The organism is Lysinibacillus sp. NPDC096382 (assembly GCF_044762845.1).
Lineage (GTDB): Bacteria > Bacillota > Bacilli > Bacillales_A > Planococcaceae > Lysinibacillus.
On record NZ_JBIWFC010000004.1, the window covers coordinates 38258 to 54026 of the forward strand.

At 37.4% G+C, this 15769-nt stretch carries 19 protein-coding genes; 4 read left to right on the forward strand and 15 right to left on the reverse strand.

Going from position 1 to position 15769, the window contains the following annotated elements; genetic code table 11:
* Positions 1-118: 118 nt before the first annotated feature.
* Both ACIQZA_RS08055 and ACIQZA_RS08060 read right to left on the reverse strand, forming a co-directional pair.
* A complete protein-coding gene (locus ACIQZA_RS08055; RefSeq protein ID WP_402882988.1) occupies positions 119-1060 on the reverse strand; it encodes an NAD-dependent epimerase/dehydratase family protein in 942 nt (313 codons plus the stop codon).
* 1288 nt (positions 1061-2348) lie between these two features.
* Entirely contained in the window at positions 2349-2579 is a 231-nt protein-coding gene (locus ACIQZA_RS08060) for a hypothetical protein (RefSeq protein ID WP_400932796.1), read from the reverse strand.
* 349 nt (positions 2580-2928) lie between these two features.
* Here ACIQZA_RS08060 and ACIQZA_RS08065 point away from each other — a divergent pair, with 349 nt between their 5' ends.
* Entirely contained in the window at positions 2929-3330 is a 402-nt protein-coding gene (locus tag ACIQZA_RS08065; protein ID WP_402882990.1) for an FxLYD domain-containing protein, read from the forward strand.
* A gap of 183 nt (positions 3331-3513) precedes the next feature.
* Entirely contained in the window at positions 3514-4506 is a 993-nt protein-coding gene (locus ACIQZA_RS08070) for an Ig-like domain-containing protein (RefSeq protein WP_402882992.1), read from the forward strand.
* Positions 4507-4574: 68 nt separating this feature from the next.
* On the opposite strand, the gene ACIQZA_RS08075 is transcribed toward ACIQZA_RS08070, so the two are convergent.
* From ACIQZA_RS08075 to ACIQZA_RS08090, 4 genes are all read right to left on the reverse strand, one after another.
* Positions 4575-4931, reverse strand: a complete 357-nt coding sequence (locus tag ACIQZA_RS08075) for a BLB8/JUQZ-1 family protein (protein WP_402882995.1) — start codon at positions 4929-4931, stop codon at positions 4575-4577.
* A gap of 325 nt (positions 4932-5256) precedes the next feature.
* On the reverse strand, positions 5257-5427 hold the full coding sequence (locus ACIQZA_RS08080) for a hypothetical protein (protein ID WP_402882997.1): 171 nt from the start codon (positions 5425-5427) through the stop codon (positions 5257-5259).
* A gap of 91 nt (positions 5428-5518) precedes the next feature.
* Positions 5519-5632 carry a M15 family metallopeptidase gene (locus ACIQZA_RS08085; protein WP_402882999.1) on the reverse strand — a complete coding sequence of 38 codons (114 nt, stop codon included), beginning with the start codon at positions 5630-5632 and terminating at the stop codon, positions 5519-5521.
* Positions 5633-5664: 32 nt separating this feature from the next.
* Positions 5665-5895: a M15 family metallopeptidase domain-containing protein gene (locus tag ACIQZA_RS08090; protein ID WP_402883001.1), complete on the reverse strand. Its 231-nt coding sequence runs from the start codon at positions 5893-5895 to the stop codon at positions 5665-5667.
* A 627-nt stretch (positions 5896-6522) separates the two neighbouring features.
* Between ACIQZA_RS08090 and ACIQZA_RS08095 the strand changes: the two genes are divergently transcribed.
* Both ACIQZA_RS08095 and ACIQZA_RS08105 read left to right on the forward strand, forming a co-directional pair.
* Positions 6523-6675 (forward strand): YjcZ family sporulation protein, encoded by a 153-nt coding sequence (locus tag ACIQZA_RS08095; protein ID WP_142511102.1) that lies wholly within the window; start codon positions 6523-6525, stop codon positions 6673-6675.
* Between the two features lie 560 nt (positions 6676-7235).
* The gene (locus ACIQZA_RS08105; RefSeq protein ID WP_402883006.1) at positions 7236-7748 is read left to right on the forward strand and encodes a site-specific integrase; all 513 of its coding nucleotides are present in this window, start codon (positions 7236-7238) and stop codon (positions 7746-7748) included.
* A gap of 334 nt (positions 7749-8082) precedes the next feature.
* Here ACIQZA_RS08105 and ACIQZA_RS08110 read toward each other — a convergent pair whose 3' ends face one another.
* The 9 genes from ACIQZA_RS08110 to ACIQZA_RS08150 all read right to left on the reverse strand — a co-directional run bounded on the left by ACIQZA_RS08110 (position 8083) and on the right by ACIQZA_RS08150 (position 15691).
* A complete protein-coding gene (locus ACIQZA_RS08110) occupies positions 8083-8394 on the reverse strand; it encodes a hypothetical protein (protein ID WP_402883009.1) in 312 nt (103 codons plus the stop codon).
* 427 nt (positions 8395-8821) lie between these two features.
* Complete coding sequence (locus tag ACIQZA_RS08115) at positions 8822-9397, reverse strand: recombinase family protein (protein ID WP_402883010.1); 576 nt, start codon at positions 9395-9397, stop codon at positions 8822-8824.
* Between the two features lie 296 nt (positions 9398-9693).
* Complete coding sequence (locus ACIQZA_RS08120; protein WP_150907599.1) at positions 9694-10104, reverse strand: phBC6A51 family helix-turn-helix protein; 411 nt, start codon at positions 10102-10104, stop codon at positions 9694-9696.
* Positions 10089-10562, reverse strand: coding sequence for a hypothetical protein (locus tag ACIQZA_RS08125; RefSeq protein WP_402883011.1), 474 nt, complete (start codon positions 10560-10562; stop codon positions 10089-10091). The genes ACIQZA_RS08120 and ACIQZA_RS08125 overlap by 16 nt, the downstream gene beginning before the upstream one ends.
* Positions 10532-11071 (reverse strand): hypothetical protein, encoded by a 540-nt coding sequence (locus tag ACIQZA_RS08130; protein WP_402883013.1) that lies wholly within the window; start codon positions 11069-11071, stop codon positions 10532-10534. The genes ACIQZA_RS08125 and ACIQZA_RS08130 overlap by 31 nt, the downstream gene beginning before the upstream one ends.
* Before the next feature lie 98 nt (positions 11072-11169).
* Positions 11170-13764 (reverse strand): phage tail tape measure protein, encoded by a 2595-nt coding sequence (locus tag ACIQZA_RS08135; protein WP_402883148.1) that lies wholly within the window; start codon positions 13762-13764, stop codon positions 11170-11172.
* A 6-nt stretch (positions 13765-13770) separates the two neighbouring features.
* Positions 13771-14058 carry a hypothetical protein gene (locus ACIQZA_RS08140; protein WP_402883016.1) on the reverse strand — a complete coding sequence of 96 codons (288 nt, stop codon included), beginning with the start codon at positions 14056-14058 and terminating at the stop codon, positions 13771-13773.
* A 74-nt stretch (positions 14059-14132) separates the two neighbouring features.
* Positions 14133-15227 (reverse strand): SU10 major capsid protein, encoded by a 1095-nt coding sequence (locus ACIQZA_RS08145; protein ID WP_402883017.1) that lies wholly within the window; start codon positions 15225-15227, stop codon positions 14133-14135.
* Positions 15227-15691 carry a hypothetical protein gene (locus ACIQZA_RS08150; protein WP_402883019.1) on the reverse strand — a complete coding sequence of 155 codons (465 nt, stop codon included), beginning with the start codon at positions 15689-15691 and terminating at the stop codon, positions 15227-15229. The genes ACIQZA_RS08145 and ACIQZA_RS08150 overlap by 1 nt, the downstream gene beginning before the upstream one ends.
* Positions 15692-15769: the final 78 nt, after the last annotated feature.

A 15769-nucleotide genomic window follows, 5' to 3' on the forward strand; every position in this document is an offset into this window, starting at 1 on the left:
TTTTTTTATCTTGCGTTTAAAGTAGCAATGTATTGTTTCTTTGTACTTCCTTAACTACGTATAAAGAATGTAAATCAAACCTTCACAGAATTAGATAAGTCTTCCGTAAATTACTTTCTTAATAGAGGTTATTTCGATACCAATCCAACGTTTCTTTTATAGCTTTTGCATGCGGTGTAACCTCTAGACCAAATGTACGCTCATACTTACTATGATCAACGATATATGGTTGATTATAAACATAATAAATCTCTTTCATTTCACGCATATAAGGATTAAACAAGGCCATTAATCGGAATATTTGTTTCGGAGCACATTGTACTTTCAATGTTTTCTGTATTTCTTTATAAACTAGTTGAATTAGCTCTTTAGTAGTGACTGTCGTATCACTCGGGATGTGCCATATTTCTCCAAGTGATTCTTCATTCTCTGCTAAAGTTACAAGTCCTCTAGCGAAATCATTTATATAAATATGTGTATGGGGAACATCTATACACCCAATTACTTTAGCTGCTTTTCCTCGTAACGCAGACTTAAATACCCTTTCACCTAGGATTGAATGTAAAACATTTGGACCATAAAAATCAGGTCCTCTTCCAATAGCGGCCCGTATCGTACCACTATAATGAGCTTCTAATACTTCTTCAGCCATTTGAGCTCTAACTAACCCCTTCCGATCACTCGCAAGATTTAATGACGATTCATTGTACGGCTGTTTAGAAGAACCATACATAAAAAGGTTATCTGCATAAATCAACTTAGCCCCTGCTTGACTTGTTCCATAAATAATCCCTTTGTTTAAATTCGGAAATTGCTCTGGCCACTTAGTATAATCAGGTTTGGCACAATGATATACAACTGTTGCTCCCTTAAATGCATTAGCTGACTCTTCAAAGTTTGAAACATTCGCATGGATTAAAATTACGTCCTTAGGAAGTTCGATGAAACTCTTTTGGTTAACCATTATGACCTCTTTCTCCCTAATTAGAAGCTCTCTCATTACTGCAAGCCCAAGGGGTCCAGTACCAACTACAACATGTTTTTCTTTATTAGCACACATTTCGACCTCCTATAAAACACTTTTTTGGTAAACAAAAGGTAATATCACAAATAATAACATTAATCCAACCTTTTTTAACTCTACCATATTTGTATCTTATTGGAAATAATTTTTTCTGAATTTTATGTTAAAATACCTATGTTTATAGTTGTTACCTTTAGAACTATATTGATCTCGAATACGTGTTAAAAATAGGATAAATATTCTAAACCTCTTTACTTTGAAATCAAGATGCAAATGTATTATTTTGAATAATCGTTGAAACGGCAAAAAATCAGTTATATTAGTCTAAAAAAATCCAAAGCATAAATGTTAAGATTTTTCTAGTCTCTGTCACACTTGTCTTATAGTAAATTATTTTAAAATTATTGCTCTAAGACTTACTTCCGTCGGTGAGCCCTGCCTTTCCGTCGCCGCTAATTCGATCCGTCGCCCTGGGATTGCCATCCGTCGATGTCTGAACAAAAACAATAAGGAATAAAACGTAGGAGGTAAAATGGAATTATTCGGAGTTGTGAAAATGATAGAAACACTTTATTTTTCAACTTATGGACATTGAAATAAAGTTATATTAAAGCTGTGGGGGAAGGGCTTTCTTTCCCTTTAACATCAATTTCTTTTGAGATTTATGAAAACGATATTATATTTACTAATAAAATTAACGATAAATACAGATTATCTGCTTGTAATGAAAATGCTTTACTCCCTAAAAAAATTTGGATATGGAGTTTTCATAAATTATATTAAGATTCTATTAATCTTTTAAAATTGATTTAAAAAACCTCTTCTTTTTGTAGCTTTTGAGAAGCGTCTGATAGCGTCGTACTAGCAGTATAATCGACGAGTTTATAGACAAAAACAAAAAAAGAGAGCATAAACATTGATTTATGCTCCGCCTATTAAACGATAATTTTATAACTTTTTTTTAGTATGCAGCGATATTTTCTTTCTCCATAAAAACTTTTCTTACTTTTCATTCTCCAGCCTTTTCTAACTTATTCTCAAAAAAGGAAAAGCACTTCAAATCCTTGATAACAAAGGATCTGAAACGCTTTTCAGTTGGTTCAAACTTATTCTATCTGGATCTATAGACGTTCTAGGAGGACATACTACAACGCTTATATATTAATGGTTAATAACTATAATGTTTACCTTTTGTTTACCTTGGTTTTAAGACCATCCATCACAGAGTGGTCTTTTGTTATCTATTTATTAACTACTTTCCCAAAAAGCTCCTAATAGACATTCGTTAAAAGCTTTTCTGTTTTGAACAATAAAACAGTCTATTTCACCATTTTATTTCTGAATATATTTCTGAGATTTTCATGCCTTCTATTGTTCCTTTTTCAAGGAGTTCTTCATATCCATTAAATTCTTGAGAATATTGATCTGTAGATCTTGTTAGATAGGATTTACCAGGATTATGACTTATCCAATAATCATCATCTTTATAACTAAAATTTAATTCATCATTCATTGCGAGGTGGCTTATGAATTCTAAGTATTCATTTTCTGTCATATATTTACCTCCTTTTTAATACGCAGGCCTCTATTATAACCCCATTTGCAGTTCTGTCACGACTAGTAAGAGAAGTTCCAGTCATAGGTAATTTATTTTTATTACTATCTACTGTGTGACCATCTGTTTTAGTTCCATTTTTTTATGTTCATTATAAGCTCTTTCAGCAAAATAAGCTTCTATGTATTATAAATTCATGTACCTGCAATAGCGCTAGTTATTGCGAATGTAGATATTGGACTCTTTTTTCAACATACACAGCTTAATCCAATAGTAATTCAAATTCCTCTTTGGAATAGAAAGTACCCCCAATGTAAATACCTTCATCTAACACTTGATCTTCACTAATTTGAGTATCTTGACTCTTGTTCCTAGTATCATATTGCCTGGTGAAACTGCCATTATTTCTGAATCAACAACATTAGATGGTACAACTGCTGATGCATATGCAGAAACAACATTTAATTTCAGTTTCGATAAAACCGAACAGGATTCTAACGTTTTAGAAGTTAGTGGTACAAAAGGTATCGCAGGAGATTTCGGATACAAGGTAACTGGTGTTGTCAAGAATATTACTAAAGAACAACAAGATGATGTACGTTTAGCTGCGGCACTATTTGATGCAAACGGAAATTTATTAGGAGCGTTAAAAGGTAGTGTTGATGTAGGAATCGCACCTGGTAGTGAAGCTGGTTTCGAATTAAGTTATCCTGATGTACCACCAGGTTATAAAAAATATTTCTACAATTGAAGTGAAATCTTATGGTTGGAGTTTTTAATATATTTTCATAAGCAATAAAAATATTAGTCACTCAAATGAGTGGCTTTTTATTATTAAAAATAAACGATTTTTATTATGGTAAATAAGTTTAGGCATGGTTAAAGTTGTTATTGTAGGTTATTAAAAGAAATTTTTTGATTAGGAGGATAAATCATGAAGAAATATTTTTCAATTTTAATTTTAGCTATTTCTATGTTTAGTTTGTCTTTGTTTACGAATAATTCAATTGAAGTTAATGCAGCTTCTATCGGAGAACATTTACCACAACCAGAAGAAGGATGGAAAAGGTACGATAACACGAACCCTGCCATTAAATATGAGGGATCATGGAGACATGTTACCTCTACAAGTCCTAGATACAATAATACAGAATCTCATTCAAATGTGGTTAATTCATCTATAGAGTTTTATTTTGTCGGCACAGATTTAAGAATCATTAATACAATGACAAATAATAGAGATTCTATAAATTATATTACTATAGACGGAGAAAAAGAAAATTACTCAGACTATAGTAATAACCCATTAGGAGACAATCATATAGTTACATACGAAAAATTGAATTTAGAAAACAAATTACATCATGTTAAAATTGAGAAAAAAGAAAACTCGAATACGACTTATTTAGTACTAGACGCCATTGATGTTGACGGAACTTTATTATCAGAAAACGAGATTCCTAGTGGAGAATCTATTTCATTAGACAAAAATAATCTAGAATTATTTGAAGGTGGCTCAGAAAAGCTAACTGCCACAGTCACTCCAGATACAGCAAAAGTAATTTGGTCATCTAGTGATGATTCAATTGCAACTGTAGATCAAAATGGTAATGTAACCGCTATTCACGAAGGTGAAGCAATTATTACTGCAAAAATTGAAAACACCGATATTGCGGCCACTAGTACAGTAATTGTTAAAAAACTAAGCACTGAATCTTCAAATGCGATTTTAAGCATTACATTAGTAAACGGCATAACAAAAGAGTATGACGTTACTAATAAAGTATTAAATGATTATTTGAATTGGTTTGATAGTACACAAGGTACTTCAACATTCAAATTTTCAAAAACAATTTCTCCTTATAAAAAAGTAACTGAGTATATCGTACATGATAAGATTGCTTCATTCGAAGTAAGAGAATACTAAACATAAAAAGACCAGGTACTCACATTTTAATGAGCGCCTGGTTTTTTAATTAAAAAATTTTATATAACTTATTTAAGTGTCAGTACATACATAGTATATTTGCCAGTTTCAACACCAGTTCTATCGTACATTTTAGCAACAACTTCCCCAGGTTTCAATGCTTTAACTTTTTTACCATCAGAAGTTACAGTAGCTAAACCTGAAGCTGCACCTGATATTATCTCTACCTTAGTATGAGCCCAGCCATTTTCTGTACCTACTCTCATACTCATATAATTCAAATTCATGCACAAGTCGTCATTCTTACATTTATCCGACCAATAACTATTTACTGCAGATGCTTGTTCTGTTTCCGAAACTGAAACTACCCCTAATGTAGATAACGCTAATGCAGAACTAAGAACTAATTTTTTTAATTTTTTCATGTTTTTCATCCTAATCTATGTAAATATTTTTTGCTATAGCATATTAGTACCCTCGAGTAACTATTATCCTATCATTCCTGGAAATAGTATTTCAATTAAATTTACACGCCAATATTTGGCGTTCTCTCCGCTATTTTTTGGCGTTATAAATATTTTTTCTAATAAAAAAGTAACATTTTTAGTGAACTTATCATCAAAACACTTGAAATTTATATTTTATTTCGTTTGATTCTTATATAATAATTTTCACTAAATTGTCACTTTAGTATTATGCAATAAGTAATAAGACTAGCTCGGCTAAATTAGCTTTGCTGGTCCTCATTGCTTATTTACTACGTCTTTGTTGAATCGTAATATACAATCCAATCAAACGATCCGTCGTCATTGCTCCACTTTGCAAATCCTTTACTTGGATAATACCAGCCTTTGCAGCCTTTGCGATATCGTTTTCAGCTTCTGTTTGCATAGTTGGTGAACCTTGATTCCAATTTGTCATTTTGATTTCCTCCTTTTTGTCTTCCACAATTAATTGAACTTGCAATTTGCTGTTGCTTCGTACGATTACTTGTCCTTCTAATTTATAGCCTTTAGGCATCTTCAAAGTGAGGTCGGTCAATACTACCTACCCAATCACCGCCCCATGTAATTCCTAACTTACGAGCGATAACACCAATCCGATTTAAAGTTGTTACATCATACAATGATTGTGGAGGTCCAACAGCGCTATCCCACGCTAAACGCGACTTGTGTTACTGTTTAAAGTCCATGTAACAATTTGCCCTAGTCGTGTTCGTCCTTGTGCATATAGGTAGTTTTGGGGTTCTTGTGAGCGGTATGTTTCAGTAATGAAGATGTTCTTAATGTAAGCTTTATAACACGCTTGGAATAGTAATCTACAAGCCTTTTGTGCAGCTGGTAATAGTTCGGCAAGATTCCGACATGTAGTAGTTACGCTTGTACTCATTTCGTTTCACCTTCCCCTGTTTTATCCTTTACAATTGCTAAAAGTTCTTTAATAAAATTTACATTGGCAAGCCCATCTTTGTACCGTTTTCCGAGATAGAAATAAATTCGAGTACACAGAATGCAATGGCTGCCCCATCACCTGCGTACTGTGATACCTCGAATAACTAGCGACAGTAAATACACTGAGCCGACTAGCATTAAATAATAAATTTTTCTAATGATGCCGTGAAACCTACTCGACTGTTTAAATTACAGTTAACGATACCACCCATGATTCCTTCAACATACCATTTCTAGATATTTCTAAATTTCTCATTCTCATTTTATCAACACCTACCTTGTTTGTTTATTTAATTAAAGCTAAACTTCTAATTTTAATCTATTTCACAGGCATTTCACTATACAAACATAGCTATCACATCATAATAATAGTAAGGTAAAGCTAATTTAGCCTTACACCTCCCGATCTATTTTACTAAGGGTCACTCCATCCCAAGTGGCCCTTTTTTTATGGTCTTATCTCTCAAAAATATATATTTTTTAATGCCCATAGCTGAATGGTTTTTCAACCATACTCCTTCTCTACCGCTAACATATTATATATTGTAGAAAGGAGGTGTTTCTTATGGGATACTATGGTGGAAATGTTGGTGGCATTAATAACTGCGGCAACTCTGGTGGCGGATATGGTAATGGATCTGCATTTGCCTTAATTGTTGTTCTATTTATTCTTTTAATTATTGTTGGCGCTACATTCATGATGAATACAGGGTATTAATATTTCCGATTTAAGGGTCGCCTTCCCAGCTTGGTGACCCTTTATTGTTTTTTTCCTTAAATTGTTCATTAAAGCTTCTTCCCAATAGCCTCAATTACATTAATTGTTATGCTTCTCAAGCATTTTTGCGTTCATCTAAATCCCAAACTCCTCTCTCAATCCAGCCCTTATTTAAATACTGTTGAATCCATTCGAAATCGTAAGACATGATTATACTTACTTCGCATCCATCAACCGTCATAAACATCTCGATATACTTTGTAAATGGATTTGGAATATTTCAAAGATAAACCTATTCAAAAGATAACTCGAGCAGATTACCAAATATTTTTAAATGAATATGGTAAAGGTAAATCAAGGGAGACTGTTAGGAAGCTCAATACACACATTAGATCTTGTGTAAGAGATGCTATTGAGGAAGGATATATAACGATAGACTTCACTCGTAAAGTGGAATTAAACGCTAAAAAGAGTGAAGATAAGCATTTGAATTATAATGATAGTGTTAAATTATATAATGAATTATTTAAACGGTTGTCGCCTTTCACGAGTACCTATCATTGTTAGGACTAGTATCAGGTCTTCGGTTTGGTGAATTAGCTGGAGTAACTATAGATTGTTTCGATTTTAAAAAGAACCAAATTAAGGTTTACAGAGCATGGGACTATAAAAGAGGAACTGGTTTCGGACCATTAAAAAATGAACAATCAGAAAGAAAAATTTCCATAGATAAGAAAGTTATGAATGAATTTAAAAAGCTGATATTAGCTCTTCCTGAAAATGAAAATAATTTAGTTTTTTATAGACAGTCATCAATTAAGACAGTTACAAATGAAGGTGCTAATAAATTATTGCGAAAAACATTAGACGCATTAGAAATCGAGCAAATTTCATTCCATGGTTTACGTCATACCCATGCAAGTGTCTTAATCTATAAAGGTGCTAACATTCATTCTGTTTCCAAACGCTTAGGACATTCAGATATTCAGACAACGCTTGTTCATTATTCACATGTATTGAAAGAAATGGAAGAACAGCATGAAGAAATTGCAATTAACTTTTATTCATCTTAATTTTATTTGTTCACCATGTTTACATTTTGTTTACCTAATTTAAATTTTATATGTTATTTAATGCGATTCTCAAAATATCTAAAAAACAAAAAACGCTCAAAACCCAGTATTCATAAGGTTTCAAGCGCTTTTCATTTCGGTTGAAAATCAACCTTTAATTTGTAATAGACGTCCCAGGAGGGATTCGAACCCCCGACGCAATATCATTTCGTTAATAATCACCGTTCAATTTGCGCAGTTAGAACGGTCATTGATTACGTATAACCGACCGCCTTCGTAACTACTTATATTACGGAATATTTTACCGATATTTCCCCGCAATAGCAAGCTAAACTTATTCGGTTTTTTCCAATCGCTCAATTTCCGACGTTAGATATTCCTTTATTATTTTAGGTTTATTATCTCGATAAAATATAGATACCGCTAAATCACATGCGTCATCTTGCACTCGCTCTTTATTAGTACGTGCATGTACAAATTCAATTACGGATACCTCTAGATTATTTAATCTACGTTCCCCATTCCGTAACTTCTCGCTAAATTCTACACGATCCTGCATTTTACTAAGAATTATGCGAATTTGACCATCCGTTAGATTCAACTCTTCCATAATTTCTCCGATAGTAAACGAATCTTTCTCCCACATTATTAATCATCTCACTTTCTTCTTCGTCATTCTAACGAAAATTGAGCGGTCTAAAAATCCACTAAATGAACTGAAATAGAGACGTCAAAAATAAGTAAAGTCGTCCGATATTATTCGGTAGCACTTTGCGATATTGTTATAGTACGGAGAAATAACAGTGACGCTAAACTGACGCAAGTTAATTCCGGATAACAGAGTTCCTTATATTTCAATAAAATACATATATTCACTAATAATAAACGTCATTCAGACTATTCCACACGTACAACTACCCTACTTTGCGAATGTCGATGCGTCTGACAGCGTAAAAGTCGGCTTGTTTTGAAAATGATGCATGTAATTCTCGGACACCAGATGACGGCTGTCAGAATCGAGGGCTTTGGGGTCACGCCTTTAACGCAAAAAAAAAGAACGATCATTAACGAAATTAATCGTTTTTGATCGTTTGTTCTTTTCGTTTTCTTTTCTCTCTCGCTAAAGTTGCGACTGAGATTCCAGTCTTTGCTTCGACTTCTTTATAACTATTCGATTCCAATAGCTGCATCGCGTTATCTAAATGCTTCTTATCAAACTTCTTCGGTCTACCTTCGCGGAAATCATCACGCTGCTTTGCGATTGCTTTTCCTTCTTGTGTTCGTTCAATGATTAAATTCCGTTCCATTTCAGCGACAGCCAATAAAGTAGTTAGAAAGAAACGTCCCATTGTTGTATTCTCTAATAGTCCTACGTTAAGTACATGCACACGTACACCGCGCTCGAATAACGCCTCGACTACATCGATACCCTCTTTAGTGTTACGGGCTAGCCGGTCTAGCTTCGTTACTACTAACGTATCACCTTCCGTTAACAACGCCATAACTTCATTAAATACCGGTCTATCCGTCTTAGTCCCCGTAAACTTCTCTTTATAGATTTTCGTACAGCTTTCTGACTCTAGCGACTGAATTTGCGATTCTAAATCTTGTGCTACCGTTGATACCCGAGCATATCCGTATTTAGCCATTATATCGCCCCTAACTTTTGATAACAAGTTTTGATAACGTTTATAAGGCTATCTTATCGCATCGGTAAAACGTTGTCAATACTGTTAAGTTTTGATAAAGGTAACGCATATGTAAATTGTCAGATAACGATTTGTTTTCAAGGTAGCGCGTCCGCCAGCGCCTTCTGCCCGATGTTTTCGCCGTATTTCGGAATCAGTCGGAAGCATCAACGCTACTTTAACGCAAAAAAAGACGGCAGGCAGCCGAAGCCAACCACCGCCAATTTAATACTTTACCGCTCTAAAACGTTGATACGTCAACGATTCAGTCCTTGTTTGATACGGGCTAACTGTGCAGCAACCGCAGCTTCATCTACCGCATGCGTTTTAACGTCTAGTTCCGCACGGTCGATAAGCATACCTTCCGTTTGCATATACAGCTTCATCATCGAAGCATTGCCCGCCTCACATTCGCGTACTAGCGCTTGCATAATACGAGTACGATTATCAGTTAAATACGTAGCTGTGACTGCTGATTTATACTCGAGCATCGCTGGTAGCTGGCGCCATTTACGTAATGAGCGGTCAGACACCCCCACTTCTTTCGCAATGTCTGTGAATGATTTACGTTTGCCAGGCGGTAGTAAGTCGTTTTCATACAACAACTCCGCAGCCTTCGCTTGATCCATCGTTAATTCCTTAAGAATTTCGTCTAATTTTCTTGCCATTCTGCCATCTCCATTCGTTTTCGTTCGTAGTATTCAGTGTAGTTTCCGTCGTATTCATCGAGGAATAAATCGGCAGGCATATATTTGTATTGAGAAAGTTCATAGGCAATACTGTCCGCCAGTTCTGCATATGTTTGCGTTGAATTGCCGTCAATACATGGCTTAAGTAAGAACTCGGTTAAATAAAAACATGTGTAGCGCAAGGTGTCCTCGTAGCACTCACCCGCAATCGTTAGTTCGTCAATCCATCGCTGTATCTCCTTGGACTCATCAATTGCTATGACCTCTTTAGCCGTTAAAAGTAAAGTTGCGTAGTCTACCAAGAATGCTTTAATCTCTGGAATATGCTTGTTATAGCACTCATAAGCCCACTTGTCGCTAACTGGCGGAAACGGCTCTCTCTGCTCACAATCAGCTAGGAGAGCGTCTAATTCTCGATGCAATACGTCTGTTTCCATTCCAATACCTCCTCGCGTTTTGTCGCATAGTATCCTTCAAAATCTCCGTCGTAGTCATCGTTGCTATCGTACTGAATACTAGGAGGGTATCTACTAAATACATTAGCTATTAATTGCGCTAGAGTTGCGTAGTTCGTTCCCGAATGACGTTGCCCGCTAATGACTGTCGGTATAAACACTTGAGCAATAATGCTAAAATGTAGGCGTAGATGTTTATCTCTACAAAACTTAGCAACAGAAAGAATGTCTAGCCACTCGGTAAGCTTCGCATCTTCTCCTAATGCTCTGATTCCTTTAGCGACTAAAAGTACCGACGCATATTCCGCCATAAATTTTTTGATTTCGTCCCAATGGCGGTGATACACCTCTAGCACCCATTGATCGCTAACTACTGGTGCATATCTGTCTTTTGGTATTACACAATAGCCACGCTCCTTATCTTCACGTTCTTTAGCTTCACGTAATCGCTTCGAATCTTCTTTAATCCGCTCAATATCAATCGTTGTCATCTACTCGCCTTCTTTCGTTTTATTAGAAAAGGCAAGCACGCTGTAAAAGCCGATGCCTGCCGTTTGTTTAGACGTTATGTCGATCTTTCAACCAAAACTCAATAGTATTTATAGCCAACTTGTGTCGCCTCTCTCTCTATCGCCTTTGCTAATTTGTAAGCAATCTCGTCGATATCAGCATCCTCACGTATAATAACTTGGTCAGCTAACTTCGCGATATTAATTCCACCGCCTGAGCGTCCTTCGTCATATTCCTTAGCCTCTCGCGCAGTAAGAACTTTTTCTGATTTATGCAATCGGGCTGTATACCCATCGTAGGGTACAGAATCTAAGCCGCTATAGTGCGATTTCGGATTACCACCCTTGCCACCACCGAAAATATTCCCAACAAAGTTTACCCCTGCGCTAATACCGTTAGTTACCCAGTCCGGTAATTTAGCTTTACCGATAAAGCCGATGAAGTCTTTTACATGCCCGTATGCCGTACTCACCCATCCGCTCAACGTTTCGAACCAACCTTGTACAATCTCTAACGCACCCGCGAAGTTGTCGAACGCATTTTTTGCAGCGGTTGTGATGAAGTCGATGAATGGCACTAGGACCTTATCCCATAAGCGCTTAACTATAGTTGACATTAATTCAAATAACAGACCCAACCCAGTTAGTATAGGCTGCGCTATAGACCATAAAGTCGAGAACAATTGCACTAAGAACGAAATAGCCGGCATAATGACGTTATTAAATACGACCATAGCAATATCGCCAAGGACCTGTAGCATGTTCCAAAAACCGCTCAAGAACGGCTCAATGATTGTCCATGCGTTTGTTAGAACACTGACTAAGGTTGACCATACTGTAGAGAAGATTTCTTTTAAACGGTCGAATGTCGGAGATAATTGTGTTATTTTTTCAGTAACATATGCTACTACTTCACCGAATTTAGATTTAACGTTAGTTATAAATTCAGATACTTTCGCCTTGATTCCTTTAATTTGGCCATCTACTTTCGTAGCCATCTCCGGAGAGAAACCTAGCGCAGTTAGTAGATTTAGTGAGCTTCCACCTGTCATCAACGTTCCTATCCCACTGAATACGCTCTTTACTTTATCGAATGCGTCCTTTAGCTTATATGAGAAGCTTATAACTGACTGTATTTGAGACTCACTAAATCCGGCTTCTTCAAGTAGATTTCTTGCTGTTCCGTATCCTTTAAGACCGTTTTTAAGTATTTCCGATACGGCTTTAAAGGCGCTGCCAATTCCGTTTATGGCATTTCGGAATGTTTCAGATTTTTTATAAGCTGTTGCGAAGGCTAAAACGACCGCTGTAATTGCTGCAGCGACTAATCCGACAGGGCTTACTAACAGCGAGAAAGCTGCGCCTAGTGCGGATAAGGCTGCTGATCCGGCAACTAGCGTTAATAATACGCCTAAGAATGTACCTAGCGGAACTAATAACGGCTTTAAGAATGATAGCGATTTTGCGAAACTAAAAAACGCATCGGTAATGCTAGGTATATAACTCGCCAATCCGGACAAACCTTTCAATCCAGCACGTAAAGCCGGAACAAGTTGTTGAAATATAGCTATCGCGGCTTCAGACAGCCCGGACTTTAATGTGTCCCAATCCCCCTTGAGGTTATCAGTCATTATTTTGTATAAGTTCTCGAGAACTCCGCTAGAATTACTGATGTCGTCTTTTAACGAACCGTATTCTGCACCGAGGCCCGACAATAAAGCTTGGAAAGTTTTTAAATGTTCCTTCCCGGCTATCATAGATATCGCTTGGTTACGCTGCTCTTGCGTTAATCCCGCAAGTTTATCTTTAACCTTCATTAATCCAGCCTCTAGACCGACGAAATTACCTTGCGCGTCCCACATAGATATACCGAGCTGCTTCATAGCCTTTCCGGATTCTCCACCTTTTGTAGTCAGGTTAGTGAGAATTGCGTTCATTGCCGTACCTGCTTCCGCGCCTTTATAACCGCGGTTAGCTAAGATACCGAGTAATGAAGTAGATTCCGCTAACGGAACATTCAGTGAAGCAAACTGACCACCGGATACTAGGAACGCATCCATTAGTGATTCGATTTCAGTATTCGATCTACGAGAGGCTTGCGCTACCATGTCGAGGTATCCAGGTAAGTCTTGTACCTTAATACCCATAGCCGCCATTGAATCTGTAACTAGGTCCGAAGTTCTGGCCAAATCCATATTACCAGCCGTCGATAACTTCAAGATAGGCTCTATTCCGCCTAGCATTTGCTGAGTATCCCATCCGGCAAGAGCCATATAGCCCAACGCATCGGCAGCCTCTGACGCGCTTTTATTTGTATTCGCTCCCATTTCGCGAGCTTTCAATTCTAACAATGATAGGTCGCTACCTGTCGCACCAGAAACGGCCGCAACTTTTGACATCGATGCTTCGAATTCAGCGCCAATACCAACGACTGATTTAGCAAGCGAACCCACCCCAACTGCTGCGCCTAGCCCCGCTAGCTTACTTTTTAAGCCATCCATTTTGGACGATGTTGAGGACGCAGTATTACCTAGCTGACTAACGGATGATTGTGTTTTCGATATTCCTTCGCTGACAGTACGACTACTGCGATTCATCTTATCCATTACCTGCGTTAATTGCCGTAATTTTGCCGTACCTTGGTCACGAACCTTGAATATGGCTGTCAGATTCATCGCCAATCAAGAGCCACCACCGTTCATACCGCTAATAACAGAATCAAACTCTTTACATGCACGTTTAAATTCATCGAGGGTATCTTGTCCCTCTACTTTTTTTATAGCTAAAGTAAGTGCCTCTAGAATCTTAGCTGCAGCTAATGACCATTGGAGGTCAGTCCATACAACTCGTAATAACTGAGGCTTAATGCTATTCGCATAAATGATGTAATCGTCATTAACTTTAAAATTACTTTTATCAATACGATTTACTGCTGCTCCGGCTTTAAACACAACTGCCTTTCCGTTCATCTCTCTTGTCTCCTTTGCGTTTTTATACAAAAAAAGAGGCGAACGAAATTAATCGTAAGCCTCAAATGTTTTTATTAAGTTAAATTCTTGATACGTCCGTGCGCTGATTCTTGTTTGAACTCGAGCGTGTATTCGCCAACAATAAAACCGCGACGATGGTCGCCAGTGATTGCAGCTTCCTGGTGGTGGAATCCACGACTACCTAACGGCTTAATTTTCGTACGGTTAATATCAATGAAGAATAGTTCCGTCGATTTTACGTTATCGTTCATAATTACAGGGAAACGGCCAAACTCCGTGACGATATGATCCACTACTTGACCTCGACTAGTTTCAGCTTGAACAATACGGATTTTATCGCTTTGAAGGTCGCTGATTGCACGTTTTTGATTAGCCGATACAATAAACGCATACTGACCACCACTAGCCAGACCGCCTTTTTCAAATACGGCTTGTACCAAGTCTCCTAGCATTTTAACTGTCACTGATGCGCCGGCTGCGTCCATAACATTCGTTTTGATTAACTGACGTAAACCAGCCATATGTCGCACAATGCCGTTGTCTAGCTTGATCCCGTTGATTAGTGATTTTTCAAGCTGTAATGCTACCTCTAACTGTTTCTTCGCTTTTTCATAGTTATAAAGGTCGTCTACTCCGTACTGCTCAACCTCTTGCGCTGAGCCTGTTACTTCTACAGATTCCATAAAGATTTGTGTTACGTTATTTTGTGGAGTACGCGCCTTGTATCGTGATTTCGGTGCGTCTGCTCCCTCCGGAGTCATATCGTATTGGAACTCGATTTCAGTATCTTTTACGATTGCTACCGCAGTAGTATCTGCATAACCACGCTCAACTGTCAGCTTTTTAGCAGCCTTATCAATCGCAGTAACAAGGACTAACTCCTCGTCAATCTGTGCAACTGAATGAATTACGAACGGCTCCACGCTTGCTACTGTTAATTCCGTTGCTGCCGCAGTTGCCGCGGCTGTTACCTTCGTTTTTGTATCAAACATTTTATCTTCATACCATTGATGGATTGTATTTGTTACTGGATTGCTGAAACCAAGTAAATTAATTAAAGGCGTTTGATTTGGATTGAGTAAAAGTACCTCGTCTACTACAGATTCTTTCTTACCTACTAAATTTGTTGTGTTGATTGCGTTTGTCATTATCGTCGTCCTCCAAATTGTTTAATTTTTTGTTTTAATCCGCTAAATGCGGCAATATCTTCGACTGAGCCCGTGCGTTTGGCTTTTGCCTCCGCTTGATCGAGTACGATCTGTTGAGATGTTTTATCTCCACTACCGCTGACTGTCGCTCTTCCTATTGGTGTCGTCTTTGGCTTCATGCCCTGCAAGATGCCGAGTAGTTCGTCGAGTGCATCGCCTTCGAGCTTTGAAGCATCCAAGAACGGCTGTAATTTATCGAAGTCTTTAACGCCCGATTGTTCGACCTTCTGCGCGAATATTTCAGCTTTTTGAGTCGCCTCTTGCTCTGCTAATTGCGCTTTCAGTGCTTCATACTCGGCTACCTGCGCTCGTAACTCGTCAATTTCCGTTTGCTCTGTCGGTTGTTCGATTGCTTGTTTCTCGATTACCTCTTGTTCTGGCTGAACTGTCGTTTCATTTGTCATTTTCCTTTTCCTCCTAAATTTAATTGCTGCAGTACTGCGATTTAATTATTTTGCAGACGCAGGTTTTCTCGGCTTTTT

Excerpts from the sequence above, each read along its gene's own strand:
- ACIQZA_RS08055 (WP_402882988.1), bottom strand. The coding sequence starts at position 1,060 with ATGTGTGCTAATAAAGAAAAACATGTTGTAGTTGGTACTGGACCCCTT.
- ACIQZA_RS08075 (WP_402882995.1), bottom strand. The coding sequence starts at position 4,931 with ATGAAAAAATTAAAAAAATTAGTTCTTAGTTCTGCATTAGCGTTATCT.
- ACIQZA_RS08125 (WP_402883011.1), bottom strand. The coding sequence starts at position 10,562 with ATGGAAACAGACGTATTGCATCGAGAATTAGACGCTCTCCTAGCTGAT.
- ACIQZA_RS08090 (WP_402883001.1), bottom strand. The coding sequence starts at position 5,895 with ATGAGTACAAGCGTAACTACTACATGTCGGAATCTTGCCGAACTATTA.
- ACIQZA_RS08140 (WP_402883016.1), bottom strand. The coding sequence starts at position 14,058 with ATGAACGGAAAGGCAGTTGTGTTTAAAGCCGGAGCAGCAGTAAATCGT.
- ACIQZA_RS08110 (WP_402883009.1), bottom strand. The coding sequence starts at position 8,394 with ATGTGGGAGAAAGATTCGTTTACTATCGGAGAAATTATGGAAGAGTTG.
- ACIQZA_RS08070 (WP_402882992.1), top strand. The coding sequence starts at position 3,514 with ATGAAGAAATATTTTTCAATTTTAATTTTAGCTATTTCTATGTTTAGT.
- ACIQZA_RS08150 (WP_402883019.1), bottom strand. The coding sequence starts at position 15,691 with ATGACAAATGAAACGACAGTTCAGCCAGAACAAGAGGTAATCGAGAAA.
- ACIQZA_RS08135 (WP_402883148.1), bottom strand. The coding sequence starts at position 13,764 with ATGAATCTGACAGCCATATTCAAGGTTCGTGACCAAGGTACGGCAAAA.
- ACIQZA_RS08130 (WP_402883013.1), bottom strand. The coding sequence starts at position 11,071 with ATGACAACGATTGATATTGAGCGGATTAAAGAAGATTCGAAGCGATTA.
- ACIQZA_RS08095 (WP_142511102.1), top strand. The coding sequence starts at position 6,523 with ATGGGATACTATGGTGGAAATGTTGGTGGCATTAATAACTGCGGCAAC.
- ACIQZA_RS08080 (WP_402882997.1), bottom strand. The coding sequence starts at position 5,427 with ATGACAAATTGGAATCAAGGTTCACCAACTATGCAAACAGAAGCTGAA.
- ACIQZA_RS08145 (WP_402883017.1), bottom strand. The coding sequence starts at position 15,227 with ATGACAAACGCAATCAACACAACAAATTTAGTAGGTAAGAAAGAATCT.
- ACIQZA_RS08060 (WP_400932796.1), bottom strand. The coding sequence starts at position 2,579 with ATGACAGAAAATGAATACTTAGAATTCATAAGCCACCTCGCAATGAAT.
- ACIQZA_RS08115 (WP_402883010.1), bottom strand. The coding sequence starts at position 9,397 with ATGGCTAAATACGGATATGCTCGGGTATCAACGGTAGCACAAGATTTA.
- ACIQZA_RS08120 (WP_150907599.1), bottom strand. The coding sequence starts at position 10,104 with ATGGCAAGAAAATTAGACGAAATTCTTAAGGAATTAACGATGGATCAA.